This window comes from Luedemannella flava (assembly GCF_039528515.1).
Classification (GTDB): domain Bacteria; phylum Actinomycetota; class Actinomycetes; order Mycobacteriales; family Micromonosporaceae; genus Luedemannella; species Luedemannella flava.
Genome location: NZ_BAAALT010000156.1, coordinates 23,555 through 40,301 on the forward strand (window position 1 = coordinate 23,555; position 16,747 = coordinate 40,301).

A 16,747-nucleotide genomic window follows, 5' to 3' on the forward strand; every position below is an offset into this window, starting at 1 on the left:
CTCCGCTTCGCTCCCCCGGCGTCGTGACCTTTCGAGGCTGAGCTTCCTGGTTCCCTCGCTACGCTCGGTCACGGCTGCGCCCACGTCGCGTCGGGCAGCTTCGCGAGCACCGTGTCCACGGCGCGGTCGAAGGCGTCGCAGATCTCGCCGGCGTCCAGGTCGAAGCCCGTGCGCAGGCGCGCCCAGAACATCGCCGACGAGAAGTAGCGCAGGGATGCCGCGACGCGCCGCCGATCCCGTCGGTTGAGCGTCGGCGCCGCCACCTCGAGCATCGCCTCGATCGCACGCGTGATGTAGGCCGGCTCGGTATCGAGCGTCGGCGAGATCGCGGACGCCCGGGCGCCGACGTACGCGTACGCGGGCGACGCGTCGAACGCGCGGAAGCGCTCGTGCACGGCGGCGCGGAAGTCGGACACGGTCACGAACGGCGGGAGTGGGAAGCAGGTCTGCTCGATCCAGTTCGAGAGCGAGGCGAGCAGGTGCGCGCGCGTGGGGTACTGGCGGTAGATCGTGCGCTCCGAGATGCCGACCTCGTCGGCGAGGGCGCGGTAGGAGATGTCGTCGAACGTGTGCTCGCGCAGCAGCACCGCAGCGCTCGCGAGAATCGCGGTCGCGGTGTCGACCGACTCCTCCTTGGCCTCCTCCCCACGCCTAGAGGCGGGGGACTCCCGTGGCTGAGGCGCGTTCACGCCGCAAGCCGTTCGGGTGGTTGGCGCTTCTCAGACCGCCCAACGGCGAGGTCTCCACGCCCAGTAACCGCCAGCCCGGCGGCCAGTATGTTCTTCGCCGCGTTCACATCGGCGTGCGCCCGATGCCCGCAGGCAACACACCGGAAGACCGCTTGGCTCTCGCGGGACTCCCGGGCGACATGCCCACAGGCGTTACAGGTCTGCGACGTGTACGCAGGATTAACCTTGACGACGGTCGCGCCGTGGTAACGCGCCGCATGCTCGACGGCGAGCAGGAACTTACGGCCGGGATGGTCGACAGTGCCCTTCGCACTGGCCGTCATGTTCCTGATCCCCAGGTCCTCGACCACCACGAGTCCGTGGCTGCGGAGAAGCCGCACCGCGGTCTGGGCTGCAAAGTCGGCCCGCCGAGCGCGGACGCGTGCGTTGAGCCGGCCGAGCTGGCCGCGTACCGCTTCACGGTGCTTGGACCGACGGTTGCGACCGTGGGTACACACGGCCCGTGCGGTGGGGGCAACGAAGCACGAGTTGGTCCACAACGTCGGCAGCCGCGAACGCAGCGATGGAAACTCCTCGCGCAATACACGCGACGTGCGCCCCATCACGTCCCCCTCCCTCGAACGGTCACCCTGTGCGGGGGTCTGGTGACCTCCGGCGGGAGCACGTAGCGATCAGAGTCGTCGAGCGTGAGCGCCAGCGACGAGACGTACTGCACCTCGCCGTGCGGTCCCCGCTCAGCCGAGGCCAGCATATCCGGCCGCTCGAACGTGTACCCGGTGACGTGGCAGCGCAGTCGCTCGCCCGAAGGGTTGCCGTCGTCGTCGAACAGGGGGGAGTCGATGCCGTCGGAGCTGCGGCGGAGGTAGTAGCGGCCCCGCGTGGCAAGCGCCATGACCGGCGTGGCGACGATCGCGACGCCGATCGCGATGAGCACCGAGAACGGCTTGACGGCGGCCCCGAACAGCCCGGAGAACGCCAGCAGCGACAGCACCGTGGCGAGCCCCACCGACACGAGCCCCACCGGGTTCCAGTCGTGCAGCATGCCTCGGCGGAACTCGGGGAAGCGCGGCGAGATGCGCAGCAGCCACTTGTTGATCGCGATATCGGTGGCGATCGTCACGAGCCACGCCATGACGACGTTCGCGTAGAGGCTCAGCACGAAGGAGATGAGGGTGAAGACGTCCATCATCATGAGCACGTACGCGATCACGAGGTTGAACAGCACGAAGATCGTGCGACCCGGGTAGTGCTTCGCCATCCGGGTGAAGACGTTCGACCACGCGAGCGAACCCGAGTACGCGTTCGTCACGTTGATCTTCACCTGCGCGACCACGATGAGCACGAGGGCGAGAACGATCGCGAGCCAGTCGGGGACGAGGGTCTGGTACATCCCGACGAACTGCTTGACCGGCTCGGTCGCCTGGTGCCCGAGGCTGGGTTCGATCTTCACCAGGAGGTAGACGGCGAGAAACACCCCGATCACCTGCTTGGTGCCGCTGAAGATGACCCAGCCCGGACCGGCGAACGCGAACGACGTCCACCACGAGCGGGTGTTCGAGGGCGTGCGCGGCGGCATGGCGCGGATGTAGTCGATCTGCTCCGCCAGCTGCGGGGTGAGGGCGAAGCACACGGCCGCGCTCGAGACGACGGCGCCGAAGCTGATCGAACCGTCGGAGTTGCCGGTGAACGAGGTAAAGGCGCTCACCGCCTCGGGGTCGGCGACGAGGATCCACAGCAGCGGCAGGAGCGCGAGGGCGAGCCACAGGGGCGTGGTCCAGAACTGCAGGCGCTCCAGCGCACGCATGCCGTAGATGACGATCGGGATCACGACGACGGTCGAGATGAGATAGCCGAGCCACAGCGGCATCCGCGTCGCCACCTGCAGCCCCTGCGCCATGATGGCGCCCTCCAGAGCGAAGAAGATGCAGGTGAAGCCCGCGAAGATCACCGTCGTGATGATCGAGCCGTAGTAGCCGAATCCCGAGCCCCGGGCGATGAGATCGAGGTCGAGGTTGTAGCGGGCGGCGTAGTAGGCGACGGGCACACCCACCATGGCGATGATGACCGACGCGAACAGGATGCCGAGCACGGCGTTGGGGGTGCCGTGGTCGATGCCGATGCTCGCGCCGATCGAGAAATCGGCCAGGAACGCGATGGACCCGAGGGCGGTCGCGCCGACGGAGGCCGCGCTCCAGCGCCGGAAGGTGCGCGGCACATAGCGGAAGGCGTAGTCCTCGAGGCTGTCCTCCGCGGCCGCGCGCGCGTTGTCCGTCGACACAGTGGCATCCCCTAAGGCACCTCGGTGTCGCGCATCCTCCCGGTCGTGTGTTACGGCTATGTTGCGGGCTTGGAACGCTTGTCATGTCGACTCAGATCGCCATGGCGGCTCGCACGGTGGAGGTGGCTGCCGAGCCTCCCTCGCCGGTCTGCGCGACGAAACCCGAGGCGAGCACGACGTAGCGCTCGGCGGCCTCGAGGGCGAAGCCGATGTGCTGCTCGACGAGCAGCACGTTGATGCCCTCGTCAGCCAGCTGCATGATGGTGTGCTCGATCTCGGCGACGATCGTGGGCTGGATGCCCTCCGTCGGCTCGTCGAGAATGAGCAGCTTCGGTTCGGTGATGAGGGCGCGGGCGATCGCGAGCTGCTGGCGCTGCCCGCCCGAGAGCAGGCCGGCCTTGCGGGTGGCGAACTTCTCCAGTGCGGGGAAGCGGGCCAGCTGCGCGTCGATGAGCGCCTTGCCGCCCCGGCGCCCGTCGGCGACGAGCTGCAGGTTCTCGAGCGTCGTCAGCTGCCCGAACGCCTGCTGACCCTGCGGCACGTACGCCATGCCGCGGGCGACGCGCTTGTTGGGGGCGAGCGACGTGATGTCCTCGCCGTCGAACAACACGCGGCCCTTCGACGGCTTGATGAGCCCGATCGCGAGACGCAGCAGGGTCGTCTTGCCGGCGCCGTTATGGCCGAGCACGGCCACGACCTTCCCGGCCGGCACGGTCACGCCGTGCAGCACCTGCGTGCGCCCGTAGCCGGCCTCGATGTCGGTGAGCTCGAGCATGTCAGTCCTCCTCCGCCGTGTGCGTCCCGGCCGCCGCCTCGGGCACGACCGCCATGGCGGCCGTGGTCGCGGCTCCCGCGGTGCCGAGGTAGACCTCCTGCACCTTGGGGTCGGCCTGCACCTCGGCCACCGTGCCCTGCGAGAGCACCTTGCCCTGGTGCAGCACCGTCACGCGCGTGGCGAAGCGGCGCATGAAGTCCATGTCGTGCTCGACCACGAGCACCGTGCGCTTCGCCGCGATGCGCTGCAGAAGCTCGCCGGTCGCGGTGCGCTCGTCGTGGCTCATGCCGGCGACCGGCTCGTCGAGCAGCAGCACCCTCGCGTCCTGCACGAGCAGCATCGCGATCTCCAGCCACTGCTTCTGGCCGTGCGACAGGATGCCGGCCGGCGTGGTGAGCTCGCCGGCGAGTCCGGTCTCCTCCAGCGCCTGCTCGACCGACGCGTCGACGCCACGCCGGGCCCGCAGCAGAGAGGTCGAGCGACGGTGGAGTCCGGCGGCGATGTCGAGGTTCTGCAGCACCGAGAGCTCGTCGAAGACGCTCGCCGTCTGGAACGTGCGGCCGACCCCGAGGCGGACGATCTTGTGCACCGGCCTGCCGAGCAGCTCCCGCTCGCCGAGCCTCGCCGATCCGGTGGCCCGCGACAGCCCCGTGATGGCGTCGATGCAGGTCGTCTTGCCGGCGCCGTTCGGGCCGATGAGGAACCGGACCTCGCCGGGGTGCGCGTCGAAGGACACGCCGTCCACCGCGACGAAACCCGAGAACTCGACCCGGAGATCCGTGACAACGAGCGAGTCATCTGTCATGCCGCCACCTCCCCTGCGTTCGGTCATGACTTCACCTCCGCGAGTTCCGGGGCGGCGGGCGCCGGGGCGGGCTGGACGCCGGTGCGCCGGCGCGCTGCCATGAACCTGGCGGGCAGCGACGTCAGGCCCTTCGGCAGGAAGAGGATGACGACGATGAACAGCAGACCGAGGATGTAGGTCCAGCCCTCGGGCCAGGTGGAGCCGAGGCTCGACTGCCCCCAGCCGACCGCCATCGCGCCGAGCGCGGGCCCGAAGAGCGAGGCGCGCCCGCCGAAGGCGACACCCGCGATCATGAGGATCGAGGCGGCGGCGCCGATCTCGGCCGGCGTGATGATGCCGACGAGGGGCACGAACATCGCGCCGCCGATGCTTGCCATCAGCGCGGAGACGACGAAGGCGACGAGCTTGATGTTGGCCGGGTCGTAGCCGAGGAAGCGCACGCGCTCCTCGGCGTCCCGGGTCGCGACAAGCAGCTCACCGAAGCGGCTGCGGTAGAGCTGCCACACCACGAACAGGCACACGATGAGCAGCGCGGCCGCGATCTGATACACCATGACCTTGTTCGCCGGGTCGTTCAGCACGAAGCCGAAGAAGTACTTGAAGGAGCTGAGCCCCGTGTCGCCGCCGGTCTCGCGGATCGTGGAGCTGATCAGGGTGGCCAGCGCGACGGCGAGCGCCTGCGTGAGGATCGCGAAGTACGCGCCCTTCACGCGGCGCTTGAACAGCGCGAAGCCGAGGATGCCGGCCAGGACCACCGGGAGTACCACGATCGACAACAGGGTGAACACCGGGCTGCGGAACGGTTCCCAGAATGCCGGGAGCGGCGCGAGCGGGTCGTAGAGCACCATGAACCGGGGGATCCGGTCACCCGCGGTCTCCAGCGTGAGGTGCATGGCCATGGAGTAGGCGCCGAGGGCGAAGAACACCCCCTGCCCCATCACGAGCATCCCGCCCCGACCCCAGGCCAGGCCGATGCCGACCGCGACGATCGCCCAGCAGCAGTACTTGCCGAGGTTGTTGAGCCAGTGATCGGTGAGCACGAGGGGCGCGACCGCGAGGAGCAGGACGGCGAACACCCCAATGCCGCTGAGGGAAAGCCAGGGCTTCGATTTGGTCATGCCAGACTCCTGGTTCGCACCGTGAACAGGCCCTGCGGGCGCAGCTGCAGGAAGACGATCACGAGGATGAAGGCGAGCACCTGCGCGAAGCTGCCGGTCGTCCAGTAGGCGAAGTACGAGAGGGCCACGCCCACCACCCACGCGGCGATGATGGTGCCCTTGAGCTGGCCGATGCCACCGGCGGCGACGACGAGGAAGGCCGGGATGATGTACTGCACGCCCATCTGGGAGTTCGTGCCGCCGATGAGCGACGCGGCCACGCCCGCGACCCCGGCCAGACCCGACCCGACGAAGAAGGTCAGCCGGTCGACGGTGCGGGTGGAGATCCCCGCGGTCTCGGCGAGGTCCCGGTTCTGCACGGTCGCCCGGATGCGGCGGCCGAACGAGGAGTACTTGAGCCAGGCCGCCAGCGCGGCCACGCAGACGCTCGTGAGCAGGATGGTGAACACCTGCCGCAGCGGCCAGTCGTAGCCGAGGATGTTGAGCTGGCCGTCGAGCCAGTGGGGCTTCTCCACCGGGACGCCCTGGGACGGGAAGATCTGCAGTGCCGCCTGCTGCAGGATCAGGCTGACGCCGACCGTGACGAGCAGGGTGTCCAGCGGCCTGCGGTACATCCATTGGATGATGCCGACCTCCAGCAGGAGGCCGAGCAGGCCGGCGACAACGAACGCGACCGGCAGCGCGACCGGGATCGACAGGTCGCTCGACGTGATGACCTGCTGGACGAGGTAGGCGGTGAAGGCGCCGACCATGAGGAACTCGCCGTGGGCCATATTGATCACGCCCATCTGGCCGAACGTGAGCGAGAGGCCGAGCGCGGCGAGCAGGAGCAGCGCACCCTGTGCGCTGCCGTTCAGCAGCGGTGGGATCAGTGCGTCCACGTGCTCTCGCTCTCTGTGCGGGGGTTGGACGGTGCGGGGCATTGCCTGATGTTCGGCTCGCGAGCTTCGCCGAATCGGGTCCGGGTGCGCGGGGTTGCGTGCCGCAGGCGACACGCAACCCCGCGCTCACGGGAGGGGCCGGGCGATCAGCCCGCCGCGTCCACGAGCTGCTTGCGGACGTCCGCGGGGAACCAGTCGTACTTCTCGAGGTACGGGTCCGGGTCGATGAACTTGTCAGAGGCCCAGACGATGTCGAACTGGTTCTGAGAGTTGATCTTGCCGATGTGACCCGGCTTGGAGATGTGGTGGTTCTTGCCGTCGAGCGTGACCTTGCCCTCGGGCGCGTCGAACGTGATGGTGTTCGCCTTCGCCGCGGCGTTCACCTTGTCCACGTCGAACGAGCCGGCCGCCTCGACGAGGGCCTTGTACAGGTACAGCGAGATGTACGCGGCCTCCATCGGGTCGGAGGTGACGCCGCTGTTGTTGGGGTAGGCCTTCCAACTCTCGATGAACTTCGGGTTGGTCGGGGTCTTGAGCGACTGGAAGTAGTTCCAGGACGCGTAGTGGCCGGTGACCTCGTGGCCCATGGCCGGCGCCTCCTCCTCGGCGATCGACACCGAGATGATCGGCGTCGTCTCCGCCTTGAGGCCGGCGTCGTAGTACGCCTTGATGAAGCCGACGTTCGACGAGCCGTTGATGGTGTTGAAGATGAAGTCGGGCTTGGCCGCCACGATCTTCGCCACCTGGGTGGTCCAGTCGTCCTTGTCGAGGGGTACGTACTCCTCGCCGACGATCTGGATGCCGAGCTTGGCCGCGTAGAGCTTGATGATCGCGTTCGCGGTGCGCGGGAAGACGTAGTCGCTGCCGGCGAGGAACAGCTTCTTCACGCCCTTGGAGGCGAGGAAGTCCATCGCCGGGATGATCTGCTGGTTGGTGGTCGCGCCGGTGTAGTAGATGTTCGGCGACGCCTCGAGGCCCTCGTACTGCACCGGGTAGAAGAAGAGGCCGTTGAGCTCCTCGACGACCGGCTTGACGGCCTTGCGGGAGGACGAGGTCCAGCCGCCGAAGATCGCGGCGGCGCAGTCCTGGGTCAGCAGCTTCCGGGTCTTCTCCGCGAACGTGGGCCAGTCGGTGGCGCCGTCCTCCTGGATGTACTCGATCTTCTTGCCCATGATGCCGCCTGCGGCGTTGATCTCGTCGGCCGCCATGTGCAGCACGTTGGAGACCGTCTTCTCGGAGATCGCCATGCCGCCGGTGAGGGAGTTGAGGAAGCCGAGCTTGATGCTGGGGCCGGAGGTGTTGACGCAGCTGGCCGCGGGCGTCTTGCCGGTAGACGTGTCGTCGCCGGCGCGGGCGCCACAGCCTGCGAGCACGAGGGCCACGGTCGTCCCGATGGCGCCCGTGGCCACAAGCGTGCGCAGCCGCTTGCTGGTGCTGGACATAGGTGAGAGCTCCGTTCCTATGAGGACCGTGACGCCAGTGTCTCGGCACGGTGGATCGTGCGGATGTGTCGCCGGCGAGGTGCGGCCGGCCGCTACAGGTGAGAGAAGATTGGCCGCGAGTCATTGCTCTGACATTTCTCGACCGTTCCAACTCTGTAACCAGCCGTCGGACTGAGGTGCGTGGACCCAGGAAATGCGGGCAATGTCGCGGAATGACGATGTCACAGTTCTGTCACCACCGGCGAGGGCGCGACGAACATGGCACAGTCCTGACATCCAAAGGGCGCGACCGATACGCGGTCCTCTTCGGACTCCCGTCACATCTACTGTGGAGAAATGTGAGTTGGCGGTAATCAATACGAAATCTAAAGACCCAAACAAGAAATCCACGAGTACGCGCACGCGCGGAAAAGCCCGGCGACAGAACGCTGTCACCGGGCTTTTCACATCGTGTTCAGTTATCGGTCCGCGACCCGCTACACAGCGTGTATGACAGGCCGCAGATCAGGATCGGGCGGCGACCACGTTTCGGGGCTCGCCGGGGCCTGCTCGCCGGAGCGGATGTCCTTGATCTCGTGGCCGTCCTCGCCCGGGAACCACACGAACGGGATGCCCCGCCGTTCCGCGTAGCGGATCTGCTTGCCGTACTTGGCGGCGGTCGGCGAGACCTCGGTGGCGATCCCCCGCTTACGCAGGGCGGCGGCGACGCGGTCGCAGTCGGCCCGGCGCTCCTCGTCCGGCAGCGCCACCAGCACGCACGTGGGCACCGAGCGGGAGATGCCCAGGGCGCCCCTGCCCAGCAGCAGCCCCATGACGCGGGTGACGCCGATGGAGATGCCCACGCCGGGGAACCGGTCGGCGCCGGCCGAGGCGAGGTTGTCGTAACGCCCGCCCGAGGAGACCGACAGCCCTTCGTATCCCTTGAGGACGGTCTCGTAGACGGTGCCGGTGTAGTAGTCGAGCCCACGGGCGATCTTCAGGTCGGCGACGAGCAGGCCGGGGGCGTGCTCCCGCGCGGCCTCGACCACCCGGACGAGCTCCTCGAGGCCCTCGTCGAGCAGCGGGTCGGTCACCCCCAGGGCGCGCACCGCGTCGGCGAACGAGGCGTCCTCGGCCGAGATCTCGGCGAGCGCCAGGCACGCCTTGGCCTGCGCGTCGGTCGCGCCGGTCGTCTCGGCGAGCAGCTCGGCGACCTTCGCCGGGCCGATCTTGTCGAGCTTGTCGACCGCCTTCAACGCCGCGGCCGGGTCGGACAGGCCGAGGCCCTGATAGAAGCCCTCGCACACCTTGCGGTTGTTGACCTGGATGCGCACCGGCGGGATGGGCAGGCCGCTCAGCGCGTCCGCGACCACGAGCGGCATCTCCACCTCGTGGTGGAACCCGAGCGTGTCGCGGTCAACGACGTCGATGTCGGCCTGGATGAACTCCCGGTAGCGGCCCTGCGCGGGGCGCTCGCCGCGCCACGCCTTCTGGATCTGGTACCGCTTGAAGGGGAAGTTGAGCTTGCCGGCGTTCTCGACCACGAACCGGGCGAACGGCACGGTCAGGTCGAAGTGCAGACCGAGCGTGGCGTCGGAGGTGTCGTCCGGGTCGGCCTGCAGCCGGCGCAGGACGTAGACCTCCTTGTCGGTCTCGCCCTTGCGCAGCAACTGGTCCAGCGGCTCCACGGCCCGCGTCTCCAGCGGGGCGTAGCCGTAGAGCTCGAAGACCGTCTGGATGCGCTCGAGGAAGCGCTGTTCGATCATGCGCTGCGCGGGCAGCCACTCGGGGAACCCGCTCAGCGGCGTGGGGCGGGCGCTCATCGCCCGTACTCCTTGATGATCATTGTTTTAAAGGCCCTTGGTCGGTGGGGCGAGCTGGCGCGTGACCTCCCGGAGGTACGGGTTGGCAGCGCGCTCGCGCCCGATGGTCGTCGACGGTCCGTGGCCGGGCAGGACCCGCGTGGCGTCGGGCAGCGTCAGCACCTTGTCGCGCAGGCTGCGCAGCATCGCCGTCAGGTCCCCGCCCGGCAGGTCGGTGCGTCCGATGGAACCGGCAAAAAGGACATCTCCGGAGAAAAGCGATTCGCCCTCCTCGGCAGCGCCTCCAGCCACACGGAACATCACCGACCCGCCGGTATGGCCCGGGGCGTGGTCGACTGTAACTTCCAGGCCAGCGAGGCTGATGGTTTCGCCGTCGCCGAGCGGCTTCACGTCATCCGGCGCCGTGTACGGCAGCCGGCCACCGAACAGGTTGAGCATGTCCGACGAGAAGCCCTTGGCCGGGTCGTCGAGCAGCTCGCGATCATCGGGGTGCACGTAGGCCGGGATGCCCCGGGCGCCGCACACGGGCGCGACCGAGAAGGTGTGATCCAGATGACCGTGGGTGAGCAGCACCGCCACGGGCTGCAGCCGGTGCTCGGCGAGCACGTCATCGAGCGCTCGGACGATGCCGATGCCCGGGTCCACGATCACGCACTGCTCGCCGGCGGCGGGCGCCAGCACGTAGCAGTTCGTCCCGAACGCCTGGGCCGGTACGGCGGCCACGAACACGGTCTCAGCTACCTCTCAGCTCCGTAGGGCAGGATCAACGGTCGGTCCGGTGACCCCCCGTGAAGCCTAGCTGGGGGTTCGGTCACGTATCGCCCGCCTCGCTCACCGCGGGAGCGGACCATACCCGTACACTCTGGCGCGGTGTGGCGTACGGCACGTGTCGTGAGTCACCCGACGGATACCGTCCCAACGTACCTTTCGGGAGGGAGCACTCGTGGCTTCCAGCAGAGACCGGCAGCGCAAGCTGGCCCGTGCCAGGATCGAGCGCCGCCTGGTGAACCGCGCGAAGAAGATCCGGCGCAAGCGCCAGGTCCAGGCGGGCATCGGCGCCGTCGTCGCGCTGCTCGTCGTCGCCCTCGGCACCGTGTGGCTGGCGGGAGGCTTCGACAAGAAGCCGGACACGCCACCCAACGTGGTCGCCGGCGACTGCGCGTGGACCCTGCGCACCCCCGACGAGGCGACGGGCATCCGCGACACGGGCAATCCGCCCATCACGCCCGCCGCGAAGGCGGGCACCCGGACGATGACGATCGCCACCAACGTGGGTCAGATCGACGCGTCGCTCGACCTCGACGCGGCGCCGTGCACGGCGGAGAGCTTCGCCTACCTGGCGGGCAAGAACTTCTTCGACAACACCACGTGCCACCGGCTCAGCACGAACGACTTCGTGCTGCACTGCGGTGACCCGGTCGGCAAGGGCACGGGCGGTCCGTCGTACACGTTCATCGACGAGAACCTGCCCGCCGCATCGGCGGCCTCGCCGTCGGCGTCCCCGGCCGCCACGAACCACTACCCGGCCGGCACCATCGCCATGGCGAACCCCGGGGCCAACGGCAGCCAGTTCCTGATCTTCTACAAGGACGGCTCGGCGCTGCCGCCGAACTACTCCATCGCCGGGAAGGTCACCAAGGGCCTCGACGTCGTGGAGAAGGTGGCCAAGGATGGCGCCCTGGACGGCGAGGGCAAGGCCACGAGCGACGGGGCGCCCAAGACCAACGTCACGATCACTAAACTGACCGTCGGGGACGCGCCCGTCGCCAGCCCCAGCGCCACCCCCCAGTCCAGCGCTACCACGACCGCCAGCGCGCAGTAGCCGACACCGATAGGAGCATTACGTTGAGTTCGGTACGCGATCGTCAGCGCGCTGCGGCGCGGGCGAAGCTGGAACGGGAGATGGCCGAGCGCTCCGAGGCGGCCCGCCTCAAGCGCCGCCAGCGCAGCCAGATCGGCCTCGTGGCCGGCGGCGTGCTGCTCACCGTGGTGCTCGTGTGGGTCATCGTGGCGAACGCCGGCGGCGACGGGAAGTCCACGGCCACCCCCACGGCGAGCGCGGCGGCGGGCACCGCCGCCTGCGTGTGGAACCCGCTGGTCGACCCGTCCGCGACCCCGAAGCCGTCGCTGCCGGCCGGCATCAAGGACGTCGGCACCCCGGCGACCACGGTCCCCGCGACCGGCACCCAGACCGTCACGCTCGACACGAACCTCGGCAAGATCGAGTTCGCGATGGACCTGACGAAGACGCCCTGCACCGCGGCCAGCATCACGCACCTGGCGGGCAAGAAGTACTACGACGGCACGGGCTGCCACCGCCTGGTGACCCAGATCAGCGCGCTGCAGTGCGGCGACCCGGCCGGCGACGGCACGGGCGGCCCGACGTACCGGTTCGCCAGCGAGAACCTGCCGACCGGCAAGCGCCCCGCGTACGGCGTGGGCGACGTGGCCATGGCCAACGCCGACAACGCCGAGCAGGGCATCACGGACACCAACGGCAGCCAGTTCTTCTTCGTGTACGGCCAGAGCGAGCTCCCGGCCAACTACACGCTGGTGGGCCACGTGACCGCCGGCCTGGACATCATCAAGAGCGTCGGCGCGGCCGGCGACGACGGCGCCTTCGCCCAGCAGGCGGGCGGCGGCCACCCCAAGAAGAAGATCACCTTCAAGACGGTGACCGTCTCGGCCCCCACGGCCGCGACCCCCACCTCCTGACGCACGAACGCCCGAGGGCCGGCCGCTGTCGCGGCCGGCCCTCGCCGTCTCCCCCACCCACCACGCCCGGCCTTTGCCTCCCCTCGCACCCGCCCGCCCTCCCGCCACGCGCCGCCTCGCGCCAACGGCGACCCGTTGGCGGGGCGACATCGGGCGGAACCCGGCCACGGGCGCCCCTCGGCGCGGCACGCCGTGCGGCAACTCGCCTCAGGGGACCAGTTGAGAGCGGTCGAGGTCCTGCCCCGGTCGCGACCTGTTGGCGTGCACCGGACCGCGAAGGTCCGCCCTTGTCCGGCCCGACGCCCACTTCCGCGCTCCCGCGATAGAGATCGCGCGCCGTTCCGGCGGTCCGACACCCTGTCGACGGCCCTGGCGGAGCCACATGCTCACATAGTGCGGGCGCGCGCCCGCCGCCGCGCCAGATGTTCACAGTTGGCGGGGTTCAGGCGCCCGACGCCCGCCAACTGTGCACATCTGGCGAGCCTGAGCACCTTCGAGCCCGCCAACTGTGCACATCTGGCGAGGCCGAGCACGTGAAGCCGGCCACATGGGCACATCTGGCAGACGCCGTGCGCTCCAATCCCGCCAGATGCGCACAGCTAGCGAAGGGCCACACCCTCGAGCCGACCACAAGCGCACATCTGGCGACCGTCAGGCGGTCAAGCCCCGCCACCCGCGCACATCCACGTGGGTCGGGCAGCCGGGGGCTGAGCGCGCACCTCGTGGCCCGTAACGCGGAGGGACGCCGGGCAGGCGACAGCCGGCCGGGCGGGGGTCGGTCAGGTGCCGGAGGTGACGCGGTAGGCGTCGTAGACGCCGTCCACCTTGCGGACCGCGGCCAGCAGGTGGCCGAGGTGCTTGGTGTCGGCCATCTCGAAGCTGAACCGGCTCACCGCCACCCGGTCACGGGTGGTCGCCACGTGCGCGGAGAGGATGTTGACCCGCTCGTCGGAGAGCACCCGGGTGACGTCGGCCAGCAGCTTGTGCCGGTCGAGCGCCTCGACCTGGATGGCGACCAGGAACATCGACGCGGCCGTGGGCTTCCAGTTGACCGTGACCAGGCGTTCGGGCTGACGGCGCAGCTCGTCGGCGTTGGTGCAGTCCTCCCGGTGGACGCTGACGCCGCCGGTGCGGGTGATGAAGCCGAAGATCGCGTCGCCCGGCACCGGGGTGCAGCACTTGGCCAGCTTGATCCAGACGTCGGACGTGCCCTCCACGACGACGCCGGGGTCGTGCGCGGCCGTGCGCGGCTTGGTGAGCGCCCGGCGGGTCGGGACGGCCGTCTCGGCGATGTCCTCGGTGGCGCCCTCCACGCCGCCGAAGCTCGCGACGAGGCGGGTGACGATCGCCTGGGCGGAGACCTGGTTCTCGCCGATCGCGGCGTACAGCGAGGCGACGTCGGCGAGGTGCAGCTCGCGGGCGATGGTCATGAGCGAGTCGGACGTGAGCATGCGCTGCAGCGGCAGGCCCTGCTTGCGCATCGCCTTGACGATGAGGTCCTTGCCGGCCTCGATCGCGATGTCGCGGCGTTCCTTGTTGAAGTACTGCCGGATCTTGGTGCGGGCGCGCGGGCTCTGCACGAAGCCGAGCCAGTCCTGCGAGGGGCCGGCCGTCTCCGACTTGGACGTGAAGATCTCGACCACGTCGCCGTTGGACAGCCGGCTCTCCAGCGGCACCAGCTTGTTGTTGACCTTGGCGCCGATGCACTTGTGGCCGACCTCGGTGTGCACCGCGTACGCGAAGTCGACCGGGGTCGAGTCCTTGGGTAGGGCGATGACCCCGCCCTTCGGCGTGAAGACGTAGACCTCCTGCGCCGACAGGTCGAAGCGCAGCGAGTCGAGGAAGTCGCTCGGGTCGCTCGCCTCGCGCTGCCAGTCGAGCAGCTGGCGCAGCCAGGTCATCTCGTCGATGTGCGCCGGCGGGCCGACGACCGTGGCGTCCTTCTTCTCCTTGTAGCGCCAGTGCGCGGCGATGCCGTACTCCGCGGTGCGGTGCATCGCGTACGTGCGGATCTGCATCTCGACGGGCTTGCCGGTGGGGCCGATGACCGTCGTGTGCAGCGACTGGTACATATTGAACTTCGGCATCGCGATGTAGTCCTTGAAGCGACCCGGCACCGGCTGCCAGTTCGCGTGGATCACACCGAGGGCCGCGTAGCAGTCGCGCACCGTGTCGACGAGGATGCGCACGCCGATCAGGTCGTAGATCTCCGTGAAGTCGCGGCCGCGCGCGATCATCTTCTGGTAGATCGAGTACAGGTGCTTGGGGCGCCCCGTCACCTCGGCCTTGATCTTGGACGACTTGAGGTCGACCATGACCCGGTTCGTGACCGTGCCGAGCAGCGCGTCCCGCTGCGGCGCGTGCTCGCTCACCAGACGGTTGATCTCCTCATGCCGCTTGGGGTAGAGCGCGGCGAAGGACAGATCCTCCAGCTCCCACTTGATGGTGTTCATGCCCAGTCGGTGGGCGAGCGGAGCGAGGATCTCCAGGGTCTCCCGGGCCTTCTGCTCGCGCTTGGGCTGCGGCAGGAACGCCAGGGTACGCATGTTGTGCAGGCGGTCCGCGAGCTTGATCACGAGCACCCGGGGGTCGCGCGCCATCGCCACGACCATCTTGCGGATCGTCTCGGCCTTCGCCGCGTCGCCCAGCTTCACCTTGTCGAGCTTGGTGACACCGTCGACCAGCAGCGACACCTCGCCGCCGAAGTCCACCCGCATCTGCTCGAGCGTGTACTCCGTGTCCTCGATGGTGTCGTGCAGCAGCGCCGCCACCAGCGTGGTCGTGTCCATGCCCAGGTTGGCCAGGATCGTCGCGACCGCGAGCGGGTGCGTGATGTAGGGGTCGCCGGACTTGCGGAACTGCCCGACGTGCCACGCGAACGCCGCGTCGTAGGCCCGTTGCAGCAGGCGGATGTCGGCCTTCGGGTGGGTGGCGCGGTGGGTCGCGATCAGCGGCTCGAGCACCTCGGGCACCTGCTGGCCCTGCCACGGCGCGTTGAACCGCGCGAGCCGGGCCCGCATGCGCCGCCCGGTGGGCGCGCTCGCCAGGCCGAAGCCGCCCGAGGAGGGCTCGCCGTCGACGCCGTCGGCCGACCGCGAGCTGCCGCCGGGGCCGCCCTTGTCCTCCTCCTCGCGGAGGGTGAGCTCCTGCTCCGTAGCACCGGGCGCACCGTCACGCACGAGGCTCCAGGGGCCGTCGTCTGCCTCGTGGGGATGCAGCGTCTCGTCGACGACTGGCACCAAACCCTCCACCGGAGGGGCGATATCGCCGGGCACCGGCCGCTCCTCACCTGTCGGACCGCTGTCGGAAAGGCCATCGTACCCGTGATCGGCCGCGTCGGCTCTGGTCACAGCCCCCAGTTTCCTCCAGGCCCGGTCGGCGTCGCCCGGATCACGTCAACTTGGGGGCTCACACGCGCAGCAGCGCGTGCGGCGGGTGGGCGGCGAGCCGCTGCCGGCCGCCGAGGAACTCCAGCTCCAGCATCACCGTCAGGCCGGCCACGACCCCGCCCGCGCGCTCCACGAGGCCCAGCGTGGCCTCGGCGGTGCCACCCGTGGCGAGCACGTCGTCGACCACCAGCACCCGCTGCCCCGGGAGGAAGGCGTCGGTGTGCACCTCCAGCGCCGCGGAGCCGTACTCCAGGGCGTACTGGGCGGCGTGGGTGGCGCGGGGCAGCTTGCCGGCCTTGCGCACCGGCACGACGCCCACGCCGGCCGCGTACGCCATGGCGGCCGCCATCACGAACCCGCGCGCCTCGATGCCGGCCACGACGTCGAACGAGCCGACGCCGTAGTGCGCCACGGTCGCGTCCACGATCTCCCGGAACGCCGCGCCGTCGGCGAACAGCGGCGTGAGGTCCTTGAAGACGATGCCCGGCTGGGGGAAGTCGGGCACGTCCACCGCCAGGCCGGCGATCAGCCCGGCGATCCCCGGCCCGCTGTCGCCCCGGGCCGCCTGCGCCACCACGCCCGCGTCGACCTCTGCCATGCCGTTCCTTCCCGTAGCACCGGAAATGATCGAGGCGCCCGCCCCGCGACAACGCGGAACGGACGCCTCGATGATGCCAGTCGGGTGGTTGGTCGCAAGCATTCCGTAGGAGCGTATTTCTCCGGAGGAATGTCTGCGGCCCCGCGTCACCGCCGCTTGGCGCCACCCGCCTTGGAGCCGGGCTTGGCCCCGCCGGGCCGCTTGCGCTGCGCCGGGCGCACGCCCGGACGCGGGGCGCCGGCGAGCACGCCGGAC

The 16,747-nt window shown here is 69.4% G+C and carries 14 protein-coding genes and 1 pseudogene; 2 read left to right on the forward strand and 13 right to left on the reverse strand.

Going from position 1 to position 16,747, the window contains the following annotated elements; all coding sequences use genetic code 11:
- Window positions 1–68 precede the first annotated feature (68 nt).
- The 11 genes and pseudogenes from ABD211_RS22740 to ABD211_RS22790 all read right to left on the reverse strand — a co-directional run bounded on the left by ABD211_RS22740 (window position 69) and on the right by ABD211_RS22790 (window position 10,519).
- Entirely contained in the window at window positions 69–689 is a 621-nt protein-coding gene (locus ABD211_RS22740; protein ID WP_344135500.1) for a TetR/AcrR family transcriptional regulator, read from the reverse strand.
- Window positions 686–1,186, reverse strand: coding sequence for an RNA-guided endonuclease InsQ/TnpB family protein (locus tag ABD211_RS22745; RefSeq protein ID WP_344135541.1), 501 nt, complete (start codon window positions 1,184–1,186; stop codon window positions 686–688). The genes ABD211_RS22740 and ABD211_RS22745 overlap by 4 nt, the downstream gene beginning before the upstream one ends.
- A pseudogene (locus ABD211_RS22750) lies at window positions 1,187–1,294 on the reverse strand (IS200/IS605 family transposase); the annotation flags it as partial. It abuts the gene before it with no gap.
- Window positions 1,291–2,967: a purine-cytosine permease family protein gene (locus ABD211_RS22755; RefSeq protein WP_344135503.1), complete on the reverse strand. Its 1,677-nt coding sequence runs from the start codon at window positions 2,965–2,967 to the stop codon at window positions 1,291–1,293. The gene ABD211_RS22755 and the pseudogene ABD211_RS22750, both read right to left, overlap by 4 nt.
- A 91-nt stretch (window positions 2,968–3,058) precedes the next feature.
- Window positions 3,059–3,742 carry an ATP-binding cassette domain-containing protein gene (locus tag ABD211_RS22760; RefSeq protein WP_344135506.1) on the reverse strand — a complete coding sequence of 228 codons (684 nt, stop codon included), beginning with the start codon at window positions 3,740–3,742 and terminating at the stop codon, window positions 3,059–3,061.
- Between the two features lies 1 nt (window position 3,743).
- Window positions 3,744–4,547, reverse strand: a complete 804-nt coding sequence (gene urtD, locus ABD211_RS22765; RefSeq protein ID WP_344135509.1) for an urea ABC transporter ATP-binding protein UrtD — start codon at window positions 4,545–4,547, stop codon at window positions 3,744–3,746.
- 23 nt (window positions 4,548–4,570) lie between these two features.
- Window positions 4,571–5,665 (reverse strand): urea ABC transporter permease subunit UrtC, encoded by a 1,095-nt coding sequence (gene urtC / locus ABD211_RS22770; RefSeq protein ID WP_344135511.1) that lies wholly within the window; start codon window positions 5,663–5,665, stop codon window positions 4,571–4,573.
- Window positions 5,662–6,546: an urea ABC transporter permease subunit UrtB gene (gene urtB / locus ABD211_RS22775; protein ID WP_344135514.1), complete on the reverse strand. Its 885-nt coding sequence runs from the start codon at window positions 6,544–6,546 to the stop codon at window positions 5,662–5,664. The genes urtC and urtB overlap by 4 nt, the downstream gene beginning before the upstream one ends.
- A 146-nt stretch (window positions 6,547–6,692) precedes the next feature.
- Window positions 6,693–7,988 (reverse strand): urea ABC transporter substrate-binding protein, encoded by a 1,296-nt coding sequence (urtA, locus tag ABD211_RS22780; RefSeq protein WP_344135517.1) that lies wholly within the window; start codon window positions 7,986–7,988, stop codon window positions 6,693–6,695.
- A 476-nt stretch (window positions 7,989–8,464) separates the two neighbouring features.
- The gene (gene hisS, locus ABD211_RS22785; RefSeq protein ID WP_344135520.1) at window positions 8,465–9,790 is read right to left on the reverse strand and encodes a histidine--tRNA ligase; all 1,326 of its coding nucleotides are present in this window, start codon (window positions 9,788–9,790) and stop codon (window positions 8,465–8,467) included.
- 27 nt (window positions 9,791–9,817) lie between these two features.
- Entirely contained in the window at window positions 9,818–10,519 is a 702-nt protein-coding gene (locus ABD211_RS22790) for an MBL fold metallo-hydrolase (RefSeq protein ID WP_344135523.1), read from the reverse strand.
- A 214-nt stretch (window positions 10,520–10,733) separates the two neighbouring features.
- Between ABD211_RS22790 and ABD211_RS22795 the strand changes: the two genes are divergently transcribed.
- Together ABD211_RS22795 and ABD211_RS22800 are read left to right on the forward strand one after the other, a co-directional pair.
- Window positions 10,734–11,612 (forward strand): peptidylprolyl isomerase, encoded by an 879-nt coding sequence (locus ABD211_RS22795; protein WP_344135526.1) that lies wholly within the window; start codon window positions 10,734–10,736, stop codon window positions 11,610–11,612.
- Window positions 11,613–11,635: 23 nt separating this feature from the next.
- On the forward strand, window positions 11,636–12,505 hold the full coding sequence (locus ABD211_RS22800) for a peptidylprolyl isomerase (protein ID WP_344135529.1): 870 nt from the start codon (window positions 11,636–11,638) through the stop codon (window positions 12,503–12,505).
- Between the two features lie 779 nt (window positions 12,506–13,284).
- On the opposite strand, the gene ABD211_RS22805 is transcribed toward ABD211_RS22800, so the two are convergent.
- Together ABD211_RS22805 and ABD211_RS22810 are read right to left on the reverse strand one after the other, a co-directional pair.
- Complete coding sequence (locus ABD211_RS22805) at window positions 13,285–15,780, reverse strand: RelA/SpoT family protein (RefSeq protein WP_344135532.1); 2,496 nt, start codon at window positions 15,778–15,780, stop codon at window positions 13,285–13,287.
- Window positions 15,781–15,913: 133 nt separating this feature from the next.
- Window positions 15,914–16,492 (reverse strand): adenine phosphoribosyltransferase, encoded by a 579-nt coding sequence (locus ABD211_RS22810; protein WP_344135535.1) that lies wholly within the window; start codon window positions 16,490–16,492, stop codon window positions 15,914–15,916.
- Window positions 16,493–16,747: the final 255 nt, after the last annotated feature.